Below are 19,622 nucleotides of genomic sequence, written 5' to 3'. Positions count from 1 at the left end.
CGCGGGCATGACTGACTCAGGGACGCCGCTGAAAAACGCGTCATTCCCGTGAAGGTGAAAACCCAGCCACGGGATGAGGATCTCCCCCAGGCTGTGTTGAATAGATACCAGATAACAACTACTTTCAAGGAGGATATTGAGACACGGACGATTCCGTCTCCGGCTTAGGCACACTGAAGACAACAACGCCATCATTTTCAAAAACCTTCACAAATCGAGCATCCTTTCTCAAATCACGGACAAATCCTGTGGGATAAACTCCAAGATCGGTGATGGCTGCATCCACGTCCGCTATGAGGTGCTTCTTGATCACCACCGCACCGACCCCAAAGTGATGCAACATGGCAATTCTGGCGTCGTTGTCGCCCCGCCAGAAATCCCTCAGCCAATAATTCATATACCATTCATGCTGAACGGGAAAGAGTCGATAGTTGCCCTCCGGATACATGAAAATTCGGCGAGGTTCCGGAGGATGTGTCTCTAGGTATTGAATAGCCTGTTGTATTTCAGGGGCAAGCCGTCGCAAATCATAGGTTTTGGAAAGCACAAGCCCACCCTGCAATACGGCCAGGGCTGCAAGAAAGGAAAGGAGAAGCCTGGGTCTGGGAAGACGAACCCCTCCCTCGCAAAAGGGCAATAATACAAAAGGAATGCCTGGTAAAAAAAACCGGGCATCCGGGGCTGTACGCAGAAGCACTGCAGTGAGTGCCAGATACCAGACCCCAACCCCGAGCAGCCACCAAGGGGATTGAGAATTCTTTCCACCTGATGAAAAGTCCTTGCGTTGCCTGGCATAGCCAACGGCACCCAAGGCCAATGTCAACCAAATCAACCCGCCTCCATAAACCACAAAGTTCTTTGGAATGCGTAAATCACCAGGATGATTTGCAATAACCTCCTTGTTCTTTTTGGTGAAACCTGGATCTTGAACGGTTTGTCGTGAAGAGCCATCTTTCCGATGTGATTCAATGGACTGAGCAGGCGTTTGCTTGATTTCTTGAGGCTTCAGCCAATTACCAACATTTTTTACCAGGCGTTGCACCTGGGTCACTGGATAGTAGTCGGCCTTGGCGTATTTCCCAAGAGCCCAAGATGTATTCCATACTGCCAAGCTGATCATCAAAGAACATAAAAGTATTTTCCCGAACGTTTTTAAGATCGAACCGCTATCTTTCTGCCAATACCACAGCAGGAATAAAAACGGTGGGATGAACAGCACTGCGGTCACCTTGAGCCCAACGGCCAGAGCCATGAAAGCCGACGCCCACACCCACCTGCCCCGCGAAAGCAGGAAGAATGCCGTGAGCACCTGGGCCGCCATGGGCACGTCCTGGTAGAAGGCTACGGAAAAAATCAGCCCCATAGGCAGGGAAGCAAGGACAAGTAGATAGAGAATTGCTGAACGGGATTTCACCCCGCCACGTGACCTGGCCAGCAAGTAACCGGCCGTCAGAAATTGCGCCCAGAATGCCGCCTGATACCATTGCACAGCGGCAAATGAGCCGCCGAAAAGTTTATAAATAACGGCTCCAAAATAATGCCACCAAAAGGCGTGCGGATACACGCGGGAATACTCCCCCCAACCTGTTGAAATATAGGCATGAAAGTTTGGCTCAGGAAGGAGCTTGCTCTGGGTAACCAGCATGAAAAAATGGGTGACTTCATCACCTATCATAACCTGGGAGGTGAACAAACCCACCAGAAGGACAGCCAGAACAGAGCATGAAATAATCAATGGCGCGGCCACCTGGGTTCCCCGGAAATGGCGGGTAGGCCTCGGTACCGGCTCGGTCTCCCGGGGCCCACAGCTTTTCGGTTCAGGCCCAAAGATCGGCTGTTTCAGGGCCTGTGGTTTTGCCTCGCCTGTCTCAAGCCGCGCCACCTGTCCGGCCAGCGCGGCCACACGAGCCTCGAGCATTGCGCAGCGCTGCGCGATTCGGGTCTGTTTCCGCTGGTATGTCGAGAGGGCGATGGAAAAGTGAAAGGCGATAAGCAGCAGGAAGACGAACAGGATGCCCACCACCGACGTGGCGTACCGCGTACCGAAGAGGAAGCCCAGCAGATCAAGAATCTGGGGGAAAAACGCCGTGACCAGGATCAGCAGCCCCGTGGCCACCCAGAGCAGGGCGTAGCGCTCCTGAAGATGGGAGCGCCGGATGGATTCCACCGTGACCACCAGGACCGCCAGGCTGACCAGCCCCATCAGGATGCGGACGCGGACAAGAAAGTCCGTGGCTGCCAGGGCGTGCAACACCCTGGTGTCCAGGGCCATGCCGATCAGCACGATGCAGGCCAGGAGCGCGAAAACACCCAGAACAGGTCGAATTCTCCGATCCCAGAGCGCCGTCACCAGCAGCATCAAGCCCAACAGGCCGATGAACGCGGCCGCCACCCTGGGCGTGGTTGTACCGGCCCACTGGGAGATGAAAAAAAGGACCTGATCCACCAAATGTGAGAGACTCATGGGATGTCCGGAACCCTGCTTTTAACGAACCTGGACTCGATGGGTTTGATGCGGTCGATAACCAGGGCCAGGCCGACCTTGATCATGTAGTAGATGGTTCCCCAGGTCCGGATGGAGGAAGAACCGGTCAGGCGGGGCCGAAACAGCACCCCCGCCTCCTGGAAGCTGAAACCATGGCGACTGAGCAGGGCGATGGCCTCGGGCTCAGGGTACTCTGTTGGATAGTGATGGGCGAAATAATAGAGCAGTTTGCGATTGACCATCCAGAAGCCGGACGTGGGGTCCGTGACCTTGTTGCGGCAGATCAGAGAGAGAAACAGGGCCAGCATGCGGATGCCCAGACAGCGGAACCAAGTGCTGGTGTAGAACTGGTCTCCGAGGAAACGCGAACCAATGACCAAATCCGCTCCTCTTTGCTCCATGGCGGCGATCAACCTGGGGATTTCAGCCGGTGGGTGCTGGCCGTCCCCATCGATGCGCACCACGTATGCATACCCATTCTCAAAGGCATACCGGAATCCGGCCTGCACGGCCCCGCCCACACCCAGGTTGCAAGGCAGGTCAAGGACAATGGCCCCATGGCGTCGAGCCACCCCGGCCGTGTTGTCCATGGAGCCGTCGCTGACCACGATCACGTCCAGGTACGGCACATGGAGGCAGACCTCTTCGAGAAGAAAGCCCAAGGCCTCCTCTTCGTTGTAGGCCGGAATGATCAGGGCAGTATCTGCCGAACTAGGGTTGTGGTTCTTTATAGATGTCGTGCTCACGAAATGGTTGCTACCTGATGTCCATATAAGTGACAAGGCAAAACAGCTCGAGTGCAGTCATCGTCAGTCAGCCACTATCTCAATGCCAATGAAGTGCATAAGCACCCCCAAATCCGAGTGAAAACCGTAAACACCAAGAATAGCAGGATCATATGGTTTTTTGGAGTTGAGGCGGTATACTCCGGTCCTCTCCATGCTCTCTGTTGCATCAGCAGGTCTCGTTAACAGTACCTCCGCTTCGGTAAATCCATGACCTACAGAAAGACAACCTATCGCTTCATCCGTCCAGGGAGGGGTGACGAGGATGCATTGTTCTGGCGCTTGCTCTCCCTGGTGAGATGCCGCCTGAATCACGAAGCGTACACTGTGACCAGGCTCCGGCACAGGTCCAATGATTCCACTGCCTTCCCTGCTCCAGACAGCAGGAAGAGAGCGACCCTGATCGTCAGTCAGGCGTATGTCTTTCCTACCCCAGGGCCCCCTCATCCCGGTTGGCCCTCTGTCAAAAACCTTGCGCATGGCGGGGAGAGCACCCTCTGCCGACAAAGGGCGAACCCTGACCCAATCCACATCCACGGTATATTCCGTACGCACCGCCGGTAACGCATGTTTGCTGCGCAATCGTGAAAACGTCTGCGCGTCCCGCCCCATGCTCTCGAGGATGATCCCGTGTTCCAGACCGGGATTGTCATAGGCCGTCATCCACCAGACTTCTTCCAGTTTCGACCTCTCCCCCAGCCACATAACCAGGGCAGGGAAACCTCTCTCCCCGAATTCGCTCAGGCCGATGGCTCTGGTTTTGTTATCAACAGCCAGGGGGACGCTCCAGGGGTGATAATCCACAAACAAAAGGTGAGACCCAATTCTTTCCCTGGCCTGGGCCACCCATTGGTTGGCCCCCTGTTCAAATCGTACGAAGTAGGGGGCCGGCCAGCGCACGGGATTTGCCAACCCCGCGGCAAGCAGCAACGCAAGAAAAATCAATGCCGGCAGTTTACCCCAGCCTTTCCGGCTTAGAAGGTCATGTACCCAGGTGGCAACCACCGGGAACACCGCGACGATTATCAACAAAAGAGGAGGCAATAGACGGCGCTGGCTCCAAAACCCCATCTGCTCGGCGCCTTTGAGGTACAAAAATACCGGCAGACATACAAAGGCAACGCTCAAGGCCCAACGGGAAATCGTGGCTTTGCGGATTATAAGAGTGAGAAAGACACCCAGGCCTAAAAACAGGCCAAAGGGCCATTGCAGCCCTTGCCAGAGTTCGCGCAACCCCTGAAGCACATGGGCTTTCTCAGACCAAAGAGTAATGGTAATGAGCGTTGGCACGCACCACAATATAACCAGTAGCAGAGGAAAAACTCTTTCCAGCCAGTCAAAGGCTGGTCGCTTCAACAAGTCTGCAAAAGTGTGTCGCATACCCCCGAGCACAAGAAAAAATACCCCGCCAAACGCGGCGAAAACCATCGCAACCCGATGGGAAGCACTGGCTTGAAAATTAAAAACCAGTGAGCTCCATTGAAAAAGCGGGCCGTAAGGCTGGGCAACAAATTGCGTAAGAAAGTAAAAGGGAAACATTCCGGCAATAAACGCCAAAAGCCCCGCAAACCTTTTCAGCCCGGAATCCGAGTCATCCATGAGAAAGAATATCCCGGCGGACGGCATTGCCAGCACAAGAAACACAGGATGAAAGGAAACCGACATACCCAAAGCAAAATAGGCAGCCCAGGGGGTTCCACCCACTCCGGGACGCATGATTTGGGAAAGCCAAGCCAAGGCCAGTAAAGCTCCGCCAGCGGCTTCGGCAAACCCGCCGCGGAACATCCAAATCAACAACGGCGAGCCCATAAGGAAGGCCCATCCGGTCAAAATACCCGGCACTCCGCCCCCCCCAGACGCGGCCACCAGGCAAGAAATCATGAACAAGAGACCAAGAATCGGAAGGAAATAATCCCCTTGCTTTCCGGGAAAACATGCGTCAAGGCCTGCCATGGCCAGGGGCAATAACGGCTGAAAAAAGGGCATCGTGTTGCCTGTTCCAACGTCAGGGATCTCAAAGGAACGATCCCTGGTGATGCGCTCGAGCATTTGAGGCGAAAGCAGTGTCCAGCGGCGAAGCTCCTCGGGTAGCTCCATCAAAGCATGATCCACGCTGTGCAGGGGCCGGCCCTCGGAGAGAGCCTTGGCCATCAGCCTATAGGCCGAGGAATCCAGACCTTGCCAGGTGTGCTCATGGGGGCGGAGGAGCAGAACGGCCAGGACGACGACACTCGCACCCAGCAGGTATTGGCTTGTCCGGCCCCAGCCGATTCTTTGGCGGCTAGCCAAAAAAACAGAGCGTGCGAGGACCCCGAGTACAAGGACCAGCATAAGCCAAACGGCCAGGCTCAGGGCCGTGGTCATGATAGGGAGACTCAGCATGCAACAACCCGTTTTGATTTTATCTTTTCCAGCAGCCACCTTGAGGCATCATAAACGCCCCAGGGGATCAGAAGCAGAACGCTCCAGGCAAAAATCTTGAGCCACGGGGCGTCCGGGGTGAAGATGGGCAGATACCCGTAAAATTTCTGAATCGGGATGTACCCGAACAACGGGTGGTACGCCCGGTACCACCAATTGGGATGTAACGCCACAAAAAGGGCGACGCCCACGCTCAAAATTCCCGTCAGAATCATCGCGGTCATCCATCGCCCACGCCACGACACGTCGGCAATGAACCACATGCGCACGGCTGCCCAGGCCAGAATCATAGCCGGGATCACCTGATATCTTCCCGCGGGACATGTGCCGGCGCGAAAATCGGCATACATGGCGATTCCGCCAATTAATGAAAAAAACATGGTTGCTGCCAGGAAATCGACCAAACGACGCCCGTAAGCAACGTTATGAAAAAGAGCCACGAGGCCCACCAGAAAGACAGGCCCCAGGATGAACAACCCCACATCCGCCCCCATCAGGACACGCGCCGTCCCGGTCATCAACCTCCCGAACCATTCCGTGTCAATCGGCCCGAGAAAATGGCTGAGAAAGCTGGATCCCATGGGCGGGAACCATGAACTCCAGTTCCACAGATTGAAAGCAAGAAACGCCGTCCATCCGATCACGGCAATGGCGGGATAACGCCAATGCCCAGGCCCCTTACTCAGGAAAAACGCGCCCAAGGTTACAATGAGCACCGCGGGCGCGGTCCTTGGCGTGGCCCATAGGGAGAGCGTTGCCGCGAACAGGGCCAGACCGACCCCCTTGTTGCGTTCCAAGGACATCAGGAAAAGAAGCAGAAGCGAGCCGGCGAGAATCTCCGGAAACAGTTGCGTGGAATAGTACCCGATGGGCAGGGCCGTGACCAGCAGGCACCATCCGGCCAGGGGCATAAGCGCTGGAGACTCGCGAGCAGGCCTCAAAGAAACGACCAGCCACCCGAGAGTGCACAGCCAAAGTCCCTGGAGTACGCTCCACCACCAGCGAGGATAATCGGTCCACCGGACAAGCGGGGCGACAAACGTCGGCAGCAAGGCGGTAAAAGGCGGTTTCTGGGCGTCCCCCCAGCGCAGGGAAGCGTCATTGACCGGCGTCAGCCACGACTTGTAGTAATGGGGCCAGGTATATTGATCACTGGCAAGCACCGGGCGCGTCTGGAATTTCAGATAGTCTTCCCGGTCATGGGCCGGGCGAACGTTCATGCCTTCCCCGGCGGCAATGGCCGAGGCCATCAACAAATATGTGGGCTCGTCTCCGGTCAGAAGCCAGGACCGACCGGCCAGTTCGTCCGCTTGCCGGGGAATAATGGACTCCCGGAACAGGGAAAGTGCCGCAAAGCAGGCGATGAGTAAAAATAACCATCCGTGTTGGGCCAGCCATTTCAATGCAGGCATGCTAATCTTTTCCTCAAACTCGTTCCAGATTCATTTCAAGGCCACCTAAAACACAAGGCAACCACAAGGGGGAAAACCGGCGGCAAGACCGGAACCCTTTTGCCATGCCGCTCTTTTCCGGCAGGACAAAAATCATTCCCCGCGTCCCTTGCGCTCCTCTTCTTCTCACCGCCCCTTCCTGCCCCTCCTGATTGATGATCCCTTCCTCGGGCCCCTTGTGAGTCAATGTTCTCAAGCAACCCAACCTCTCTTCTGTTTGTTGTGTTCACGGGAAAAAATCTATAGTTATATCGCGACTCATTGGTCAACTCTTCCCCTGTTAAGCCCCCCCAATGGAATTCACCAACCAAAGCCCGACAGACATTCCTCTGGTCGTTGACCTTGACGGTACGTTACTGCGCACTGACCTTCTGCTGGAGTCAGGTTTCGCCTTCGTCCGTGCCCACCCTTTACGGGCTTTAGCCCCAATTGCCTGGCTTATGCGGGGCAAGGCCAACCTGAAGGCACAGTTGGCCTTTGAAACCCCTCTGGATATCGCGTCTCTCCCCTTTGCCCCCGACGTCGTCGAATTCTTGAAGGCAGAACAGGCCAGAGGCCGAAACATCATTTTAGCCACGGCCGGCCACAAAACATACGCCGATGCCGTGGCCGCGCATCTGGGTCTGTTTGAGCGTGTCCTCGCTTCGGATGGTGCTTTGAACCTGTCCGCCCGGACCAAGCGTGACGTGTTGGTCCGGATATTTGGAGAAAACGGCTTCGACTACATGGGCAACTCCCATGACGACATCCCGGTTTGGGCGGTTGCCAGGCAGGCATTGCTTGTGAATCCAGGCCTTGGTGTCGAGTCCCGGGTCAGGGCCCTGGGCAATGTCGAACGCGTCATGCGTACAAAACCTTTTACTTTAAAAACTTGGCCAAAGGCTTTGCGCTTCCACCAATGGGTGAAAAACCTGCTGATTTTCATTCCATTGCTGGCCAGTCACCAGATCGACCACCCGAGCCTGCTTGCCTTCGGTTTACTGGCATTTCTCTGTTTCGGGCTGTGTGCGTCCAGTGTCTACCTTCTCAACGATCTTCTGGATCTGCAAGACGATCGTCGCCATCCCACAAAACGCCTTCGCCCGTTGGCATCCGGGACGCTTTCCTTGCAGTCCGCCCTGTTTGCTTTCCCCGTTTTGCTTCTTCTGGCTTTTTTTCTTTCCTTCCGGCTTCTGCCGTTGGAATTCACCTTGGTCATGGGTGCCTATTATGTTCTGACCTTGGGATATTCTCTTGGCCTTAAACGGATCATGGCCGTGGACGTGATTGTTCTGGCCATGTTGTACACCCTGCGTCTCTTTGCCGGTTCCTTTGTGTTTAACGTACCGTTGACCTTTTGGATGTTGGCCTTTTCCATGTTCCTCTTCCTCAGCCTTGCCCTGGTCAAACGCCATGCCGAGCTGCGCTTGGCCAGAGACCAGGGGCTGACTTGCAAGACAAGAGGACGCGGGTACTATCCTGACGACTTGGAAATGGTTTCCTCCCTAGGAGCCGCTAGCGGATACCTGGCCGTGCTTGTTCTTGCCTTGTATATTCAAGACGACGCCACTCTGGCGCTATACACTCAACCAGCGATGATCTGGCCCGCCTGCCCGCTGCTCCTCTACTGGATAAGCCGGATATGGTTCGTGGCCCACCGGGGCCGAATGCATGACGATCCTGTTGTTTTTACGATCAAAGACCCACTCAGTTGGGCTGTTGGGCTGCTTATCGCCGCAACATTCTGGTTTGCCATATGAGCACCACCACTCTTAAGTCCTGGGGGCTTTTCCCCTGTTTTCCACAAATTCCTCATCGTGTTCATCAGCGAAATACGCTTTCAAGGGTCCTGACCAATATTTCCCGTGCCCACGGGCAAACTTTGGCCTTTGGTAATGGCTTGAGCTACGGTGACAGCTGCCTGGCCGTCAGTGATCACGTCGCGTACATGCGCCCCTTGGATCGCTTCATTGCAGCGGACTGGGAGCAAGGCGTAATCAGAGCCGAGGCGGGTGTGACCCTTGAGGAATTGCTTTCTTTGGCTATTCCTCGCGGCTGGTTCCTGCCGGTCACGCCCGGAACCCGCTATGTAACCTTGGGTGGAGCCGTGGCCAACGATGTGCACGGCAAAAACCACCATGTCCGGGGAACATTTGGTTGCCATGTGCGCTGTTTTGAGTTGGTACGCTCGGATGCGTCTCCCGTGGTCTGCTCCCGTGAACAGAACACAGATCTTTTTTCCGCCACAATTGGCGGCCTCGGTTTGACAGGAGTCATGACGTGGATCGAGTTGAAACTCATGCCCATCCTGTCCAGCAAAATCGTGACCACCCACACACGCTTCGGCGCTTTGGATGAATTTTTGGCTATCTCTCAGGAGTTGGACAGCAGGCACGAATACACAGTGGCCTGGATTGACTGCTTGGCCCAAGGGCAGAGCGCCGGACGGGGCATCTACATGGTCGGCAACCATGCCCAGGACGGTGTTTTGGATGTGGATGCCGGTCGCAAGCTTGGCGTTCCCTGCACAATGCCGTTTTCCGCGGTGAACACGATTTCCCTGCGCCTGTTCAACACCGTCTACTATCGGGCCTGCAAACCAGGCCGACGTACTTTTGTCGTGCCCTACGCACCGTTTTTCTACCCCCTGGACCGCCTCCTGAACTGGAACAGGCTCTATGGGCCCAAAGGCTTTCAGCAGTATCAATGCGTGATCCCCGATGCCTCGGCCCGAGACGCGCTGCTCGAAATACTTCAAGCCATCTCTGCCTCAGGTAGCGGTTCCTTTTTGGCGGTTCTGAAGCGTTGCGGTGATGTGCCCTCCCCTGGGCTACTTTCCTTCCCCATGCCCGGGATTACCCTTGCACTGGACTTCCCCCGCTCGGGCAACCGCAACGACACATTGTTCCCGAGGCTGGACGCCATTGTCCGACAAGCCGGCGGACGCCTCTACCCGGCCAAGGACGCAGCCATGAGCAGTGCTGACTTCAAAAACTCTTACCCGGCCTGGGAACAGCTCGAGACGCTACGAGACCCCGCCCTGTGCTCCCGGTTCTGGCAACGTGTGACAGGTAGCTCAAAGCAAAGGTAATGCATACATGAATATTTTGATCATTGGCGCCACATCGGCCATAGCCACGGCCAGCGCCCGCCGCTGGGCCGCAAGTCAGGCGAGTTTTTTTCTGGTCGGACGAAACAAAGACCATTTACAGCAAATTGGTGACGACCTTCTGGTCAGAGGTGCAAGCGCCACTCATCACCATGTCTTGGATGTAAATGCATTTGACGATCATGAAGCCATGATTAAGGCCTGCTTTTCGATAATGGGCAAGGTGGATGTCGTGCTCGTGGCGCACGGCACTTTGCCGGATCAACAGGCTTGTCAACGGGACGTGGGCCTTATGCTGCGGGAATTCTCAACCAACGGCCTCAGCGTGATCGCCCTGCTGACTCTTTTGGCCAATCGCCTGGAATCCCAAGGTTCCGGGACAATCGCCGTGATTTCATCGGTAGCGGGCGACCGAGGCAGGTCTTCAAACTACCTTTACGGATCTGCCAAGGCCTCGGTGAACGCCTTTTGCGAGGGAATGAGAGCCAGGTTGTTCAAGTCCGGCGTGCATGTCCTGACCATCAAACCTGGATTTGTGGACACGCCCATGACCCAGGGACTGGCCTTGCCGAAACTGCTTTTGGTCGGCCCCGACAGGGTCGCCGCGGATATCGTCAAGGCGGTGGATAAAGGAAAGTCCATCGTCTATACGCCATGGTTCTGGCGGTGGATCATGGCGATTATTCGCAGTATTCCTGGTGTGTTTTTTAGAAGAATGAACATTTGATGCCGTTCACAGTGGGATGCGCTCAGAGGCGTCAGCCAGCCAGCGGTTTTTTCACCTTTGCAAGCCCTTGCATCAGAAATCCATGAACCAAAACCGGCAGGAGCAAGATAAGGCTCTGCATGGTCAATCTATTCCAGGCCACTCCGATCTGCCAGGACCAGTTTGGGCCGTGGAATAGTGCAATAATAAAACTGGAAAACAACATCGCAAAAGGAATCAAGAGATTGATCCTACTTGCTCGATCGCCACGGAATACCAACACCATCGAAGCAAGTATCAGCACTGGCAAGACCAAATTCCATTGCCGGATATCCTTCCAAATTGTAAAGACTTGCAGTGCTGCGCTGCCAAAGTCCGAAAAGGCCGGTACCCAGCCGCTCCCCAAAAACCAGAGCGCATGATTCGACGTCTCCATGACCAAACGGGTATAGAGCATCCATGGCCCCCAGAAAAACGCCAGAGGGATACACAGTGCAGCCAGGGGGGCGAAGGCTTCGCGGACTGATCTGCTTTGCATAAGCGTCCAGATGCAAACTATAAACGCAAAAAGTACGCCCTCATTCTTCGTACATGCCGCAGCAGCAACAAAGATACCTGCAACGGATATATCCACAGGGTTCTTGGACACCTGCCAGCTCAACAACCGAGACATCGCGCAAACCAGCATAAGCCATAACGGCGCCTCGGCGTAAGCCCAAGAAGCGACCAGAGGGACGGCCGGCATACTCACCCACAAAGCAGCAACCAGCAATCCATATGCTGCCCGCCCGGAAGCTCTAAAGGCAATCAGTCCCAGTTGCCATGATGTCAACACGAGCAGTATCGGTCCCCAGCCCTTGCTCCACTGGTCTTCCCAGCCGCCGGCGGCCCATCCGCTGAACGCCCACAAGGCAGGCCATAACAAGGGATAATCTCCGGAGCCCGGCACGAAATATCGGACACTCGCAAGAGAAGCGTATTCCATGGCAAGTATTTTTGCCTTTGGTCCCCACTGCGCCCAGGCATCCCAGTCATCCGGCCCAACAATCACGGCCATCAGAAAAGACCACAAACAGAAAAAGAAAATCAGCAAGATAAGTAATGCCGACTCCCAAGAAAACTTGAAACTGGAAAGACCAAATGAGACAGGCCCTGACTGGACTCGAGTCTTAGCAATATATCCCAAGGAAACAAGGCTTGCCCCCACAGCGGCCCAACCTGCCCACTGCATGGAGCCAAACACCCCCTTGCTAAGAACAACAAGTAAATAGATCCCAAAAATCGCTACTGCCATGGACTCGGGAATGCTTAATTTCAATTGCCTAATTCCATTCCGAAGCCCGGTGGAGACAAGAATAATGATGAGCAATGAGAAAAAAAGGCCTGACGGAGTCGGCTTTACTGTGGAAAATTGAGCCACCTGTTCAGAATTGACGCATTCATCAAGAGGGGGCTGGGCATGATATTTATTTTTTTCTTCTGATATTTTATAGTATTCTGAACCAGATGGGATACGTGGGATGACAAGATACTTCATGTATGACGACATAACCCCAGAGCCATCAAATTTATATTCGGCATCTATTGGCCAACAGAGATCAATGTCTTTTGCAATACTTAATGATTTCAAGGGCAGACCAGACAATATAAAAATCTGCTCTTGCTTTGATGAAGCTGTTTTTCCAAAATAAATTGCAAATTCTCTTTCAAACCAGAGATGATACATGGCAGCAACAGATGCAATACTTACCATGACCCACAAGGCAAGAATGATATTCGTACCGCGGCGAAGAAAAAATGAACGCATTTTATGCTAAATGATTTCAGCGTTACACAGTAAATATTCAGAAAAAATAATCAACCAATGATAATGTGAACGTAATTGTATCTTTCCATTTCTTCTCAAAATACATCATATACAAATACGAGGAAGCAAAAAGAAGTACCAAGCCACATGCCCAATGGGCAATTGTCTTACAAAAATTTCTTTTAATCATGGCAGGCCATTACAGCATTCAATTCTCGTCAGCAAGCACGAAAACACCTCGACCGAGAGGCACGAGGCGCTCATTCTCCAAATCATCATCAAGGACTGCACGCATTCTCTTGTGCTTGACCCATTCCCCAAAAAATAAATATCTCACCCCGTACTCGCGCATGGCCACGGCAAACCCTCTGCTTCTGTCGTCCGGGTAAACAAGATCTCGAGAAAAATCAGGATGATAAAGCGGGTAAAACCGGTCATTGCTTTCCACGAAAAAAGCCATCCGTTCACCCTCCGGCACCCTTTCAGCAATCTGCCTCTGCAATGGTGCATTACTTGAACGATCCTTCACCGGGGTTTGAATAAAATTTCTCCAGTCATCGACTGTAGAGTAGCCGTTCCCAACAATTCCAAGACCGTTGAGCATGGTTGTCCAGATCGCCAACAGGATAAGAGCTCGCCTGATGGTCGGCACGATAATGGTATGGCTGAGCAGAACGCCGACGCCAAGGGCCGCGATGGCTGGAAACCATTGCGCAAAGCGCATGTTCCACGGGTCCGGATCAACCCAGCCCAGGAGAAGAAGGAAGGAAAACAAAAACCCTCCGGCAAGCAGAAGAAAAGACCGGTGCAGGAACAAGCAGAACAATACGGCAGGCCATCCGCAAGCAAAAGCAAACCACCCCCAGCCTGTCATAGACGCCAAGTCAGAATTGTACTGACCACCGGCATCAAAAATCTTGCGTGAAAAAAGATTTCGGATGTCCTCCTTGGCCGACTCAATGCTAAAGGAACCTTGCTGCCCACCTCCGCTTCCACCACGTCCAGTGACTACTTGTTCAGCCACGCGCAGGGAGGTCGGGTGAAAGGGGTTTCCGTAAACGACTGCATTGCGGGCATACCAGTACCCCCCGAGCATCAAGGAAATCAGTACAATGCTCAACACCCAACCGGAAAAACGAATATGGCGTATAAAAAGAAAATCGCTCTTGCGTAAACCCAGCAACGCAATCAGGGCAAGACCGGGAAAAATGAACACCATGGTCGGCTTGACGCCGACTCCCATGCAGACAGCTGCAAAAGACAACAACCACCTTCTTGCCGCAAGCTTCGAGGGCACCGGCCTGATCCACAGGGCTGCCAAAAAGAGATAAAGCGCTGCCACAGCAATGTCATTCTTGGCGCTCACGGCATTCATGGCCAGCCCCGGCGTCAAGGCGTAGGCAAACGCGCACCATGCCGAGGGAGCAGGCCCCAGGCCAAGTCCTCTTGCCAGAACATAAACAGCGCCAACGGCCAATCCGTAGAAGGGAAGGCCCGCGGCCTCAATGACTGCATCATGGTGCGGAAAGACAGCCCACCACGCTTGGACCAGCTCGAATCCTCCAGGCCAGTAAACACGTTTAACCGGCATGTGAGGCAACGCAAGGCTGGCACTCTGAATCCATTCCGCCACCTTCGGAAGATGGTACGTGTTCACATCCCAAATATATGGGGGCAGAAACCAGATGTGCACCCCCATCCTGACCAGCAGAATCGTGACGCATGCAGCCAAAAGGGTCAGATGCACGGGATGCGGGCGAGCACGAACCTCCATGCGCCGCAACGTCAACCGCAGGGAACGAAGGCCACGCCATAGAGACGAACGTCCGGCCGTGAGCAGCACGATCAAACCGGCGCCCGACAAGCCGGCCAGCCAGTGGGCACTGAAAACACCGGCTAGACCTGTGGCCATGACAGCCCCACTGACCAGGAAAAGGTTTAAAAACACAAGACTTAAAATGTCCAACCCGGCCCCTAAGCCCCGAACCCCGCGCCAAAAAAGAATCGCCAGGGCCCACAAAAAGCTTGAGGACAACAGCCACTCAAGCAAAAACACGTGTTTCCCCTCTGAACAGTATCGTAATTCGCACGAGCGTGCGGTATTTCTCGCGCATAGCTCTATTCCTTGACAATATGTGGCACGGATAAAACCGTGTCCGGAGGTATTGTGGGGCCGACCCAGCGCAGACGAATCGCAGCAGGCCCTTCATAGACAACATGTTCAATGCGAATATGTTGCCTTCCAGACTCCAAGTCCGCCCGTCCATGTTTCCCTGGAGCCCAATTCCTGCTCTCCCAATGATCTACTATGAGCTCACCATTGAGATACATCCTGGATCCATCCATGGACTGCATAAAGAAGCCATACTCGCCATCCTCCGGAACGACCAGGTATCCCTCCCAAACAGCCCCAAAATGGGCGGTGGACACCCCTCTGGCAATTCTGTCCACATAATACCGCTTATCAACCGCTCGCTCGCTTCGGCTACGCACCAAAGATTTGAACTCCGTGTCTTCATAGTATTGAACAACAAGCCCACCTGGGGCAAGTTCCACGTACACACGTTGGACAATCTGAATTGATGTGCCAATGAGAAAAGGGGCCGTCTTTATGGCGGAGAGAAGCAAGAAGAGCGCGAAAACCCAAGAGAGGGCCTTGGCATGGCGTTCGAAAAAAGGTTTTGCTTTCAAGTTAAGTTGCATCATGAACGTGAACATTGGACATTCTTTGCGTTTGAACTTCCTGGCCAAGGGACTCGCCGAAAGCGCCCTTATCGACGCGGCACAATCCCCATGCCAAGCCGAGTGTAGACTTTTTTGAGCGAAGCCTTGATTTGAGCACTGTCCAGCCATTGCTCATAGTACGACCTGGCCTTGCTCGCCAGCGCCTCTCTTGACGACTGATCAGCTTGCAGCCGCAAAGCGGCTAGAACCATGTCCCGCGGGGAATCCACTTCAATCCATGCCCCTTCTCCGGGCGGCAACCCGCGCATGGCCCCTTTTCTGGCAATAATGGCCCGGCCTGCGGCCAGGGCCTCCACGGCCTTGATTTGCACGCCTGTTCCCTCGGCTGTAGGCATCAGGACGACGCCGCAATCCATATACGGTTGCATCGGATCTTCATAGCAACCAACAGGGGCAAATGCCTTGGAACGGACATGGTTGGCAAGACCTCCATACACCCGGATCGGAATATTTGCCGTCCCGTCTCTACCCAGAGCCCTCTCCAGCCAATGCAGGCCTTCAATATTAAATAGGCTACCCGAACCCACCAAACCTACTGTGGAGTTTAGCGGAATTTCCGTTGCATCGACCGAGGGCGGGCTCCATAATGTCTTGAAAATGCCGCGTTGGTTTAGCGCTTTTTCCTCATCCAGGGAAATAACGACCAAAAGATCGGCTGAGCCAAGATCTATCGTTTCCCGCTTCGCCCCTTCCCAGGAAACATCGGAAACCAGGTCGTGAAGAACCACGACCTTGGGACAAGCACAGGGCAAGTGCCCCCAGTGACTATAATTAATCACCGCCAGATCAAACTGCGTTGACAGCTCATGCAGCCATCCCGCGGGAAAGGCGTGGCGGTGATAGGGGTTGGAATGACCAAAGGCTCGATCCAGGCCGAGCCCCTTGCAAAAAAGACCATAAAAAAAGCCATAAACCTGAAGGAGGCCGAGCCTGATGCAATCTTCGCGAAAAACAAGGTCAAAGCCGCGATTCCGGATCTCTTGCTCATACCGCGGTGTCCATCCCAACCCCACCGGTCGTCTCCTGGCGGAAGCGATGGTGCACGGCCCCAATCCGTGAAGGATATTCAAATGCTTCCACATCTCGGCCTTTGCGCCCGTATTGATGGGAAGCGGACAGTAAGGGATAAGGACTACCGAACGCATGAATGATCTCAACGTTTGCCAACAAAAACCTGCAAGTCGACGGTGTTACAGAGTATTGACAAATTCTAAATCCACAGGATGTTAAAGGACTTGAGTGCTATCCGTTTTTATTGTCAACAGTTCGTGGATCCGCAAAATTTCTCGAACAAAGGAGTCGCGAAAAATCTTGGTATTAAGTCTATCCCTGACGAGACCGGCAAGCTGGTCCAGCGTTTCAGAGGTCACAGTGGTGGACAGTTTTTTCATTTTTGATATCATATCCGAATCACACCCCTCACGAAACAAACACTCAACAGGCAAGAAGTCACGCATACCATCCACATTAGAAGCCAATACTGGAACCCGATAAAACATAGCCTCCATCATCACGAGAGGCACCCCCTCATATCTTGAGGGCAGGAGCAAAGCATCCAATGCTGGGTAAACCCTCCACATGTCGCTTTGCCATTCCATGAAGCGAATCATCTCTCCAAGATTGTGTTTGTGGACCAACTGAACAGCATCATCCAAGTTTGGCCCGTCACCTACGATCACAAACTGGAGCCCTCGAAGTTCTTTTTGATACTTTGATATAGCACGAATCAAAAAATCTTGTCTCTTTTGGACAAACTCAATTCTTCCAACAATGCCGACATGATATCCATTTGACCAGCCCAACTCAGCCCTGGCCGCATTTTTATCGATTGCTGGAAGAGTCGAAATATTCGGTCCATACTCAGCGACACCAACCTTTTTTACATCCACGCAATGCTCATGCGTAAGCTTAATTTTCATTCTTTCGCTGGTTGTAATATATGCCGAAGGACATGAATACCAGTATCGGTTCGCAACGTCATGAACAAAGGACATCACTGAGGGGCGAATACGCCAGAGCTTATGAACCATCGGGACATATGAAACAACCGGGACGCCCAAAAGCCGACATGCCGCCGTGGCGCAAAGCCCGATTGTTATGAATCCCTGGACATTGACAACCAACTCCGGATTCAAAGAACGGATTGCATGAGCAATTGTGCGAGTACGACCTCCATGCCGCAGAGCGTCAACAGATTCTGAGAAGCAATTATTCACTGTCACAAAAACTGTCCGGACCCGAGTGTAGCGCCGGGACAATTCCTTCAGGGCAGTTATCAAGTGTTGATTTCGTTTGGTATGCAAAGCAGTTACTGAATATCTAGCGTCATCGGCAAGCCCCTCCATTGCCGCCAATGCAGTGATCTCATGCCCGCCAAACGCCTCTGCATCGAATAAAAACAAGATATTCACAAAGCTTTCCTTACCTGACAGTATCGATGTCTTTCCTAAATATTATCCAACCGGTTAACTTGTTATACCTGGAAAAATTGGTCAACACATACTCCAATCGTCCCAATGGCTTATCCGGAAGGTATATCGCCGTCATTTCAAACCCAGGGGCTTGCAGCACCTGCACAAGGTCACGGGGATACTTGCCTAGCGGGACGCCCGAAGAATCTGTTTCCAGGACAATGAGCGTCCCCGGCGCGGCCGCGGCAATCCGACGCCCAAACTGGGCTGGATAGCTCCAAAGTGTGCTCCCGGGTTCAACATCCCACAACCACTCCGAAGCTCCGCTTCCGGACAAGTCCTGAATGATCCTCGGCCAGGGTTTGGGCTCGTTCTGCTGCAACCAGGCACCCAACTCACGGTGCATGATTTCCGCTCTGTCCTGAAACCGCAACGGGTACCAGTAAAATGGGTATGAAAGAAATCCGGCCAGGAGGCACACGCCGGCCACTTTGAGCCAAGCAAATGAAGCCTTGCCCCTGGGCGGCCAGAAACACCAATAGGCCAACAGAGCAAAGCCCCCCTGCACCACGCACCAGGCGGCAATGATCCAGTCCGGCCCGAACTTGAGCCGCCAGTGGAAGAGCCAAAACGCAATCAACAGGAGGAGTGTCGCCAACAATGCCGCAAAGCGAACACGTCGCGCCATCGGCACGGCACTCAGAAGCATGTGCGCACCGCCATAGACGAGCAGCGCCAGCAGTGGAGCAATATTCACGTAGTTTCTGTAATTGATCGCCGCCAAGCCGATATCCGCCCAACCGCTGCTCCGTGGATAAACCACCACAAGAGAGACGAAAACCAAGTGGATCAGGATACAACCCAAGGCCATGCCCCACAAAGGCAGGTTGGATAAAAAAAATGTTTCCCTGGATTTGATGCCGGAAACAACCCCACAGAGCCCGACGATGGACAAAAAAATCAGCGGTGCCTGCAACGCGGAAGGCAAGCCGCTGAACCCGTTGATCAACCAGAACGAGTCCGGTGGAAACGAACGCAGATAGACATAACCAGGGGTCATCCACCCCAGCTCGCCCTTGATCAAGAAGCCGGAAACCCACCAAATGCCAAACGGTGCCCAGGCGAAGATCCCCCATGGGATGATCTTTCTACAGGCTTCCCCAAGCCCATGGCGTTGAACAAAAAGCCACAAAACGCAAAGACTAAGCCATGCCAAAAAGAGCACGGTCTCTGCCCGAGCCAGGGGCATCAAGCCCCAGAGGACTGCACCAAGATAGAAACGGCCTGAAAGTATCAAAAACAAGCCCATGCCCAGAAAAGAAGCGGCCAACTGCTCGGTCATGGTCAAGTGGGCATGGGTCAAAAGCGCGCTCTGGGCCAGAACAAACGCCAGCGTCGCTATGGCCGGAAACTTTGTCCCCCATAAGGTTTGGGCGCTGCGATGAACACAGTAGGCCATGGCGACGACCAGGGCCACGCTTGCGGCCCGGGCCGGAAAAATTCCCAGCTGTCCGACGATTCCGTAGATCAGGGTCGGCAAGGGCCGGTTCCAGGTGTCCAGCACGAAATCATTCCATGAAAAGCCAGCAACATGTTGAATGCTGCGCACGAAATGCGCAAAAGAGTCGTCGTGCAGTTGCAGGGAAACAGCCGCGGCCAATGCGAGAAGGAACCCGGCGCCGACCGTGAGCATAAGCGGCATGCTCTGGATCAGTGCGGCCCA

At 53.9% G+C, this 19,622-nt stretch carries 12 protein-coding genes; 3 read left to right on the top strand and 9 right to left on the bottom strand.

From position 1 onward, the window contains the following. Nucleotides 1-124 precede the first annotated feature (124 nt). The 4 genes from GY33_RS0107405 to GY33_RS0107390 all read right to left on the bottom strand — a co-directional run bounded on the left by GY33_RS0107405 (nucleotide 125) and on the right by GY33_RS0107390 (nucleotide 7,103). Nucleotides 125-2,464: a DUF2304 family protein gene (locus GY33_RS0107405; RefSeq protein WP_031386729.1), complete on the bottom strand. Its 2,340-nt coding sequence runs from the start codon at nucleotides 2,462-2,464 to the stop codon at nucleotides 125-127. Beyond that, complete coding sequence (locus tag GY33_RS0107400; RefSeq protein ID WP_161788453.1) at nucleotides 2,461-3,231, bottom strand: glycosyltransferase family 2 protein; 771 nt, start codon at nucleotides 3,229-3,231, stop codon at nucleotides 2,461-2,463. The genes GY33_RS0107405 and GY33_RS0107400 overlap by 4 nt, the downstream gene beginning before the upstream one ends. A gap of 63 nt (nucleotides 3,232-3,294) precedes the next feature. Then, on the bottom strand, nucleotides 3,295-5,691 hold the full coding sequence (locus GY33_RS0107395; protein ID WP_152555127.1) for a hypothetical protein: 2,397 nt from the start codon (nucleotides 5,689-5,691) through the stop codon (nucleotides 3,295-3,297). Continuing rightward, entirely contained in the window at nucleotides 5,646-7,103 is a 1,458-nt protein-coding gene (locus GY33_RS0107390) for a hypothetical protein (RefSeq protein WP_031386726.1), read from the bottom strand. The genes GY33_RS0107395 and GY33_RS0107390 overlap by 46 nt, the downstream gene beginning before the upstream one ends. A 332-nt stretch (nucleotides 7,104-7,435) precedes the next feature. Here GY33_RS0107390 and GY33_RS0107385 point away from each other — a divergent pair, with 332 nt between their 5' ends. Genes GY33_RS0107385 through GY33_RS0107375 form a run of 3 tightly spaced genes read left to right on the top strand, consistent with a single transcriptional unit; the run spans nucleotide 7,436 to nucleotide 10,957 of the window. Further along, nucleotides 7,436-8,881, top strand: a complete 1,446-nt coding sequence (locus tag GY33_RS0107385; RefSeq protein ID WP_031386725.1) for a UbiA family prenyltransferase — start codon at nucleotides 7,436-7,438, stop codon at nucleotides 8,879-8,881. Then, complete coding sequence (locus GY33_RS0107380; protein WP_031386724.1) at nucleotides 8,878-10,212, top strand: FAD-binding oxidoreductase; 1,335 nt, start codon at nucleotides 8,878-8,880, stop codon at nucleotides 10,210-10,212. The genes GY33_RS0107385 and GY33_RS0107380 overlap by 4 nt, the downstream gene beginning before the upstream one ends. A 7-nt stretch (nucleotides 10,213-10,219) precedes the next feature. Further along, nucleotides 10,220-10,957: an SDR family oxidoreductase gene (locus tag GY33_RS0107375; protein WP_031386723.1), complete on the top strand. Its 738-nt coding sequence runs from the start codon at nucleotides 10,220-10,222 to the stop codon at nucleotides 10,955-10,957. 31 nt (nucleotides 10,958-10,988) lie between these two features. Here the strand turns inward: GY33_RS0107375 and GY33_RS0107370 are convergent, their stop codons facing one another. From GY33_RS0107370 to GY33_RS0107350, 5 genes are all read right to left on the bottom strand, one after another. Then, nucleotides 10,989-12,743, bottom strand: coding sequence for a hypothetical protein (locus GY33_RS0107370; RefSeq protein WP_152555126.1), 1,755 nt, complete (start codon nucleotides 12,741-12,743; stop codon nucleotides 10,989-10,991). A 208-nt stretch (nucleotides 12,744-12,951) separates the two neighbouring features. Continuing rightward, nucleotides 12,952-14,799 (bottom strand): hypothetical protein, encoded by a 1,848-nt coding sequence (locus GY33_RS0107365; RefSeq protein ID WP_031386721.1) that lies wholly within the window; start codon nucleotides 14,797-14,799, stop codon nucleotides 12,952-12,954. A 62-nt stretch (nucleotides 14,800-14,861) separates the two neighbouring features. Then, complete coding sequence (locus tag GY33_RS0107360; protein WP_161788452.1) at nucleotides 14,862-15,494, bottom strand: PA14 domain-containing protein; 633 nt, start codon at nucleotides 15,492-15,494, stop codon at nucleotides 14,862-14,864. A 20-nt stretch (nucleotides 15,495-15,514) separates the two neighbouring features. Continuing rightward, on the bottom strand, nucleotides 15,515-16,633 hold the full coding sequence (locus tag GY33_RS0107355; RefSeq protein ID WP_084184919.1) for a glycosyltransferase: 1,119 nt from the start codon (nucleotides 16,631-16,633) through the stop codon (nucleotides 15,515-15,517). Nucleotides 16,634-16,714: 81 nt separating this feature from the next. Beyond that, nucleotides 16,715-17,899, bottom strand: a complete 1,185-nt coding sequence (locus GY33_RS0107350) for a glycosyltransferase family 4 protein (RefSeq protein ID WP_031386718.1) — start codon at nucleotides 17,897-17,899, stop codon at nucleotides 16,715-16,717. Between the last annotated feature and the right edge of the window lie 1,723 nt (nucleotides 17,900-19,622).

The sequence above is a fragment of the Desulfonatronum thiodismutans genome (genome assembly GCF_000717475.1).
Lineage (GTDB): Bacteria > Desulfobacterota > Desulfovibrionia > Desulfovibrionales > Desulfonatronaceae > Desulfonatronum > Desulfonatronum thiodismutans.
The sequence above is the reverse complement of the archived record's forward strand: the minus strand, read 5'-3'. Positions and strand labels throughout refer to the sequence as shown.

Excerpts from the sequence above, each read along its gene's own strand:
- GY33_RS0107370 (WP_152555126.1), bottom strand. The coding sequence starts at position 12,743 with ATGCGTTCATTTTTTCTTCGCCGCGGTACGAATATCATTCTTGCCTTG.
- GY33_RS0107385 (WP_031386725.1), top strand. The coding sequence starts at position 7,436 with ATGGAATTCACCAACCAAAGCCCGACAGACATTCCTCTGGTCGTTGAC.
- GY33_RS0107375 (WP_031386723.1), top strand. The coding sequence starts at position 10,220 with ATGAATATTTTGATCATTGGCGCCACATCGGCCATAGCCACGGCCAGC.
- GY33_RS0107405 (WP_031386729.1), bottom strand. The coding sequence starts at position 2,464 with ATGAGTCTCTCACATTTGGTGGATCAGGTCCTTTTTTTCATCTCCCAG.
- GY33_RS0107355 (WP_084184919.1), bottom strand. The coding sequence starts at position 16,633 with ATGCGTTCGGTAGTCCTTATCCCTTACTGTCCGCTTCCCATCAATACG.
- GY33_RS0107380 (WP_031386724.1), top strand. The coding sequence starts at position 8,878 with ATGAGCACCACCACTCTTAAGTCCTGGGGGCTTTTCCCCTGTTTTCCA.
- GY33_RS0107390 (WP_031386726.1), bottom strand. The coding sequence starts at position 7,103 with ATGCCTGCATTGAAATGGCTGGCCCAACACGGATGGTTATTTTTACTC.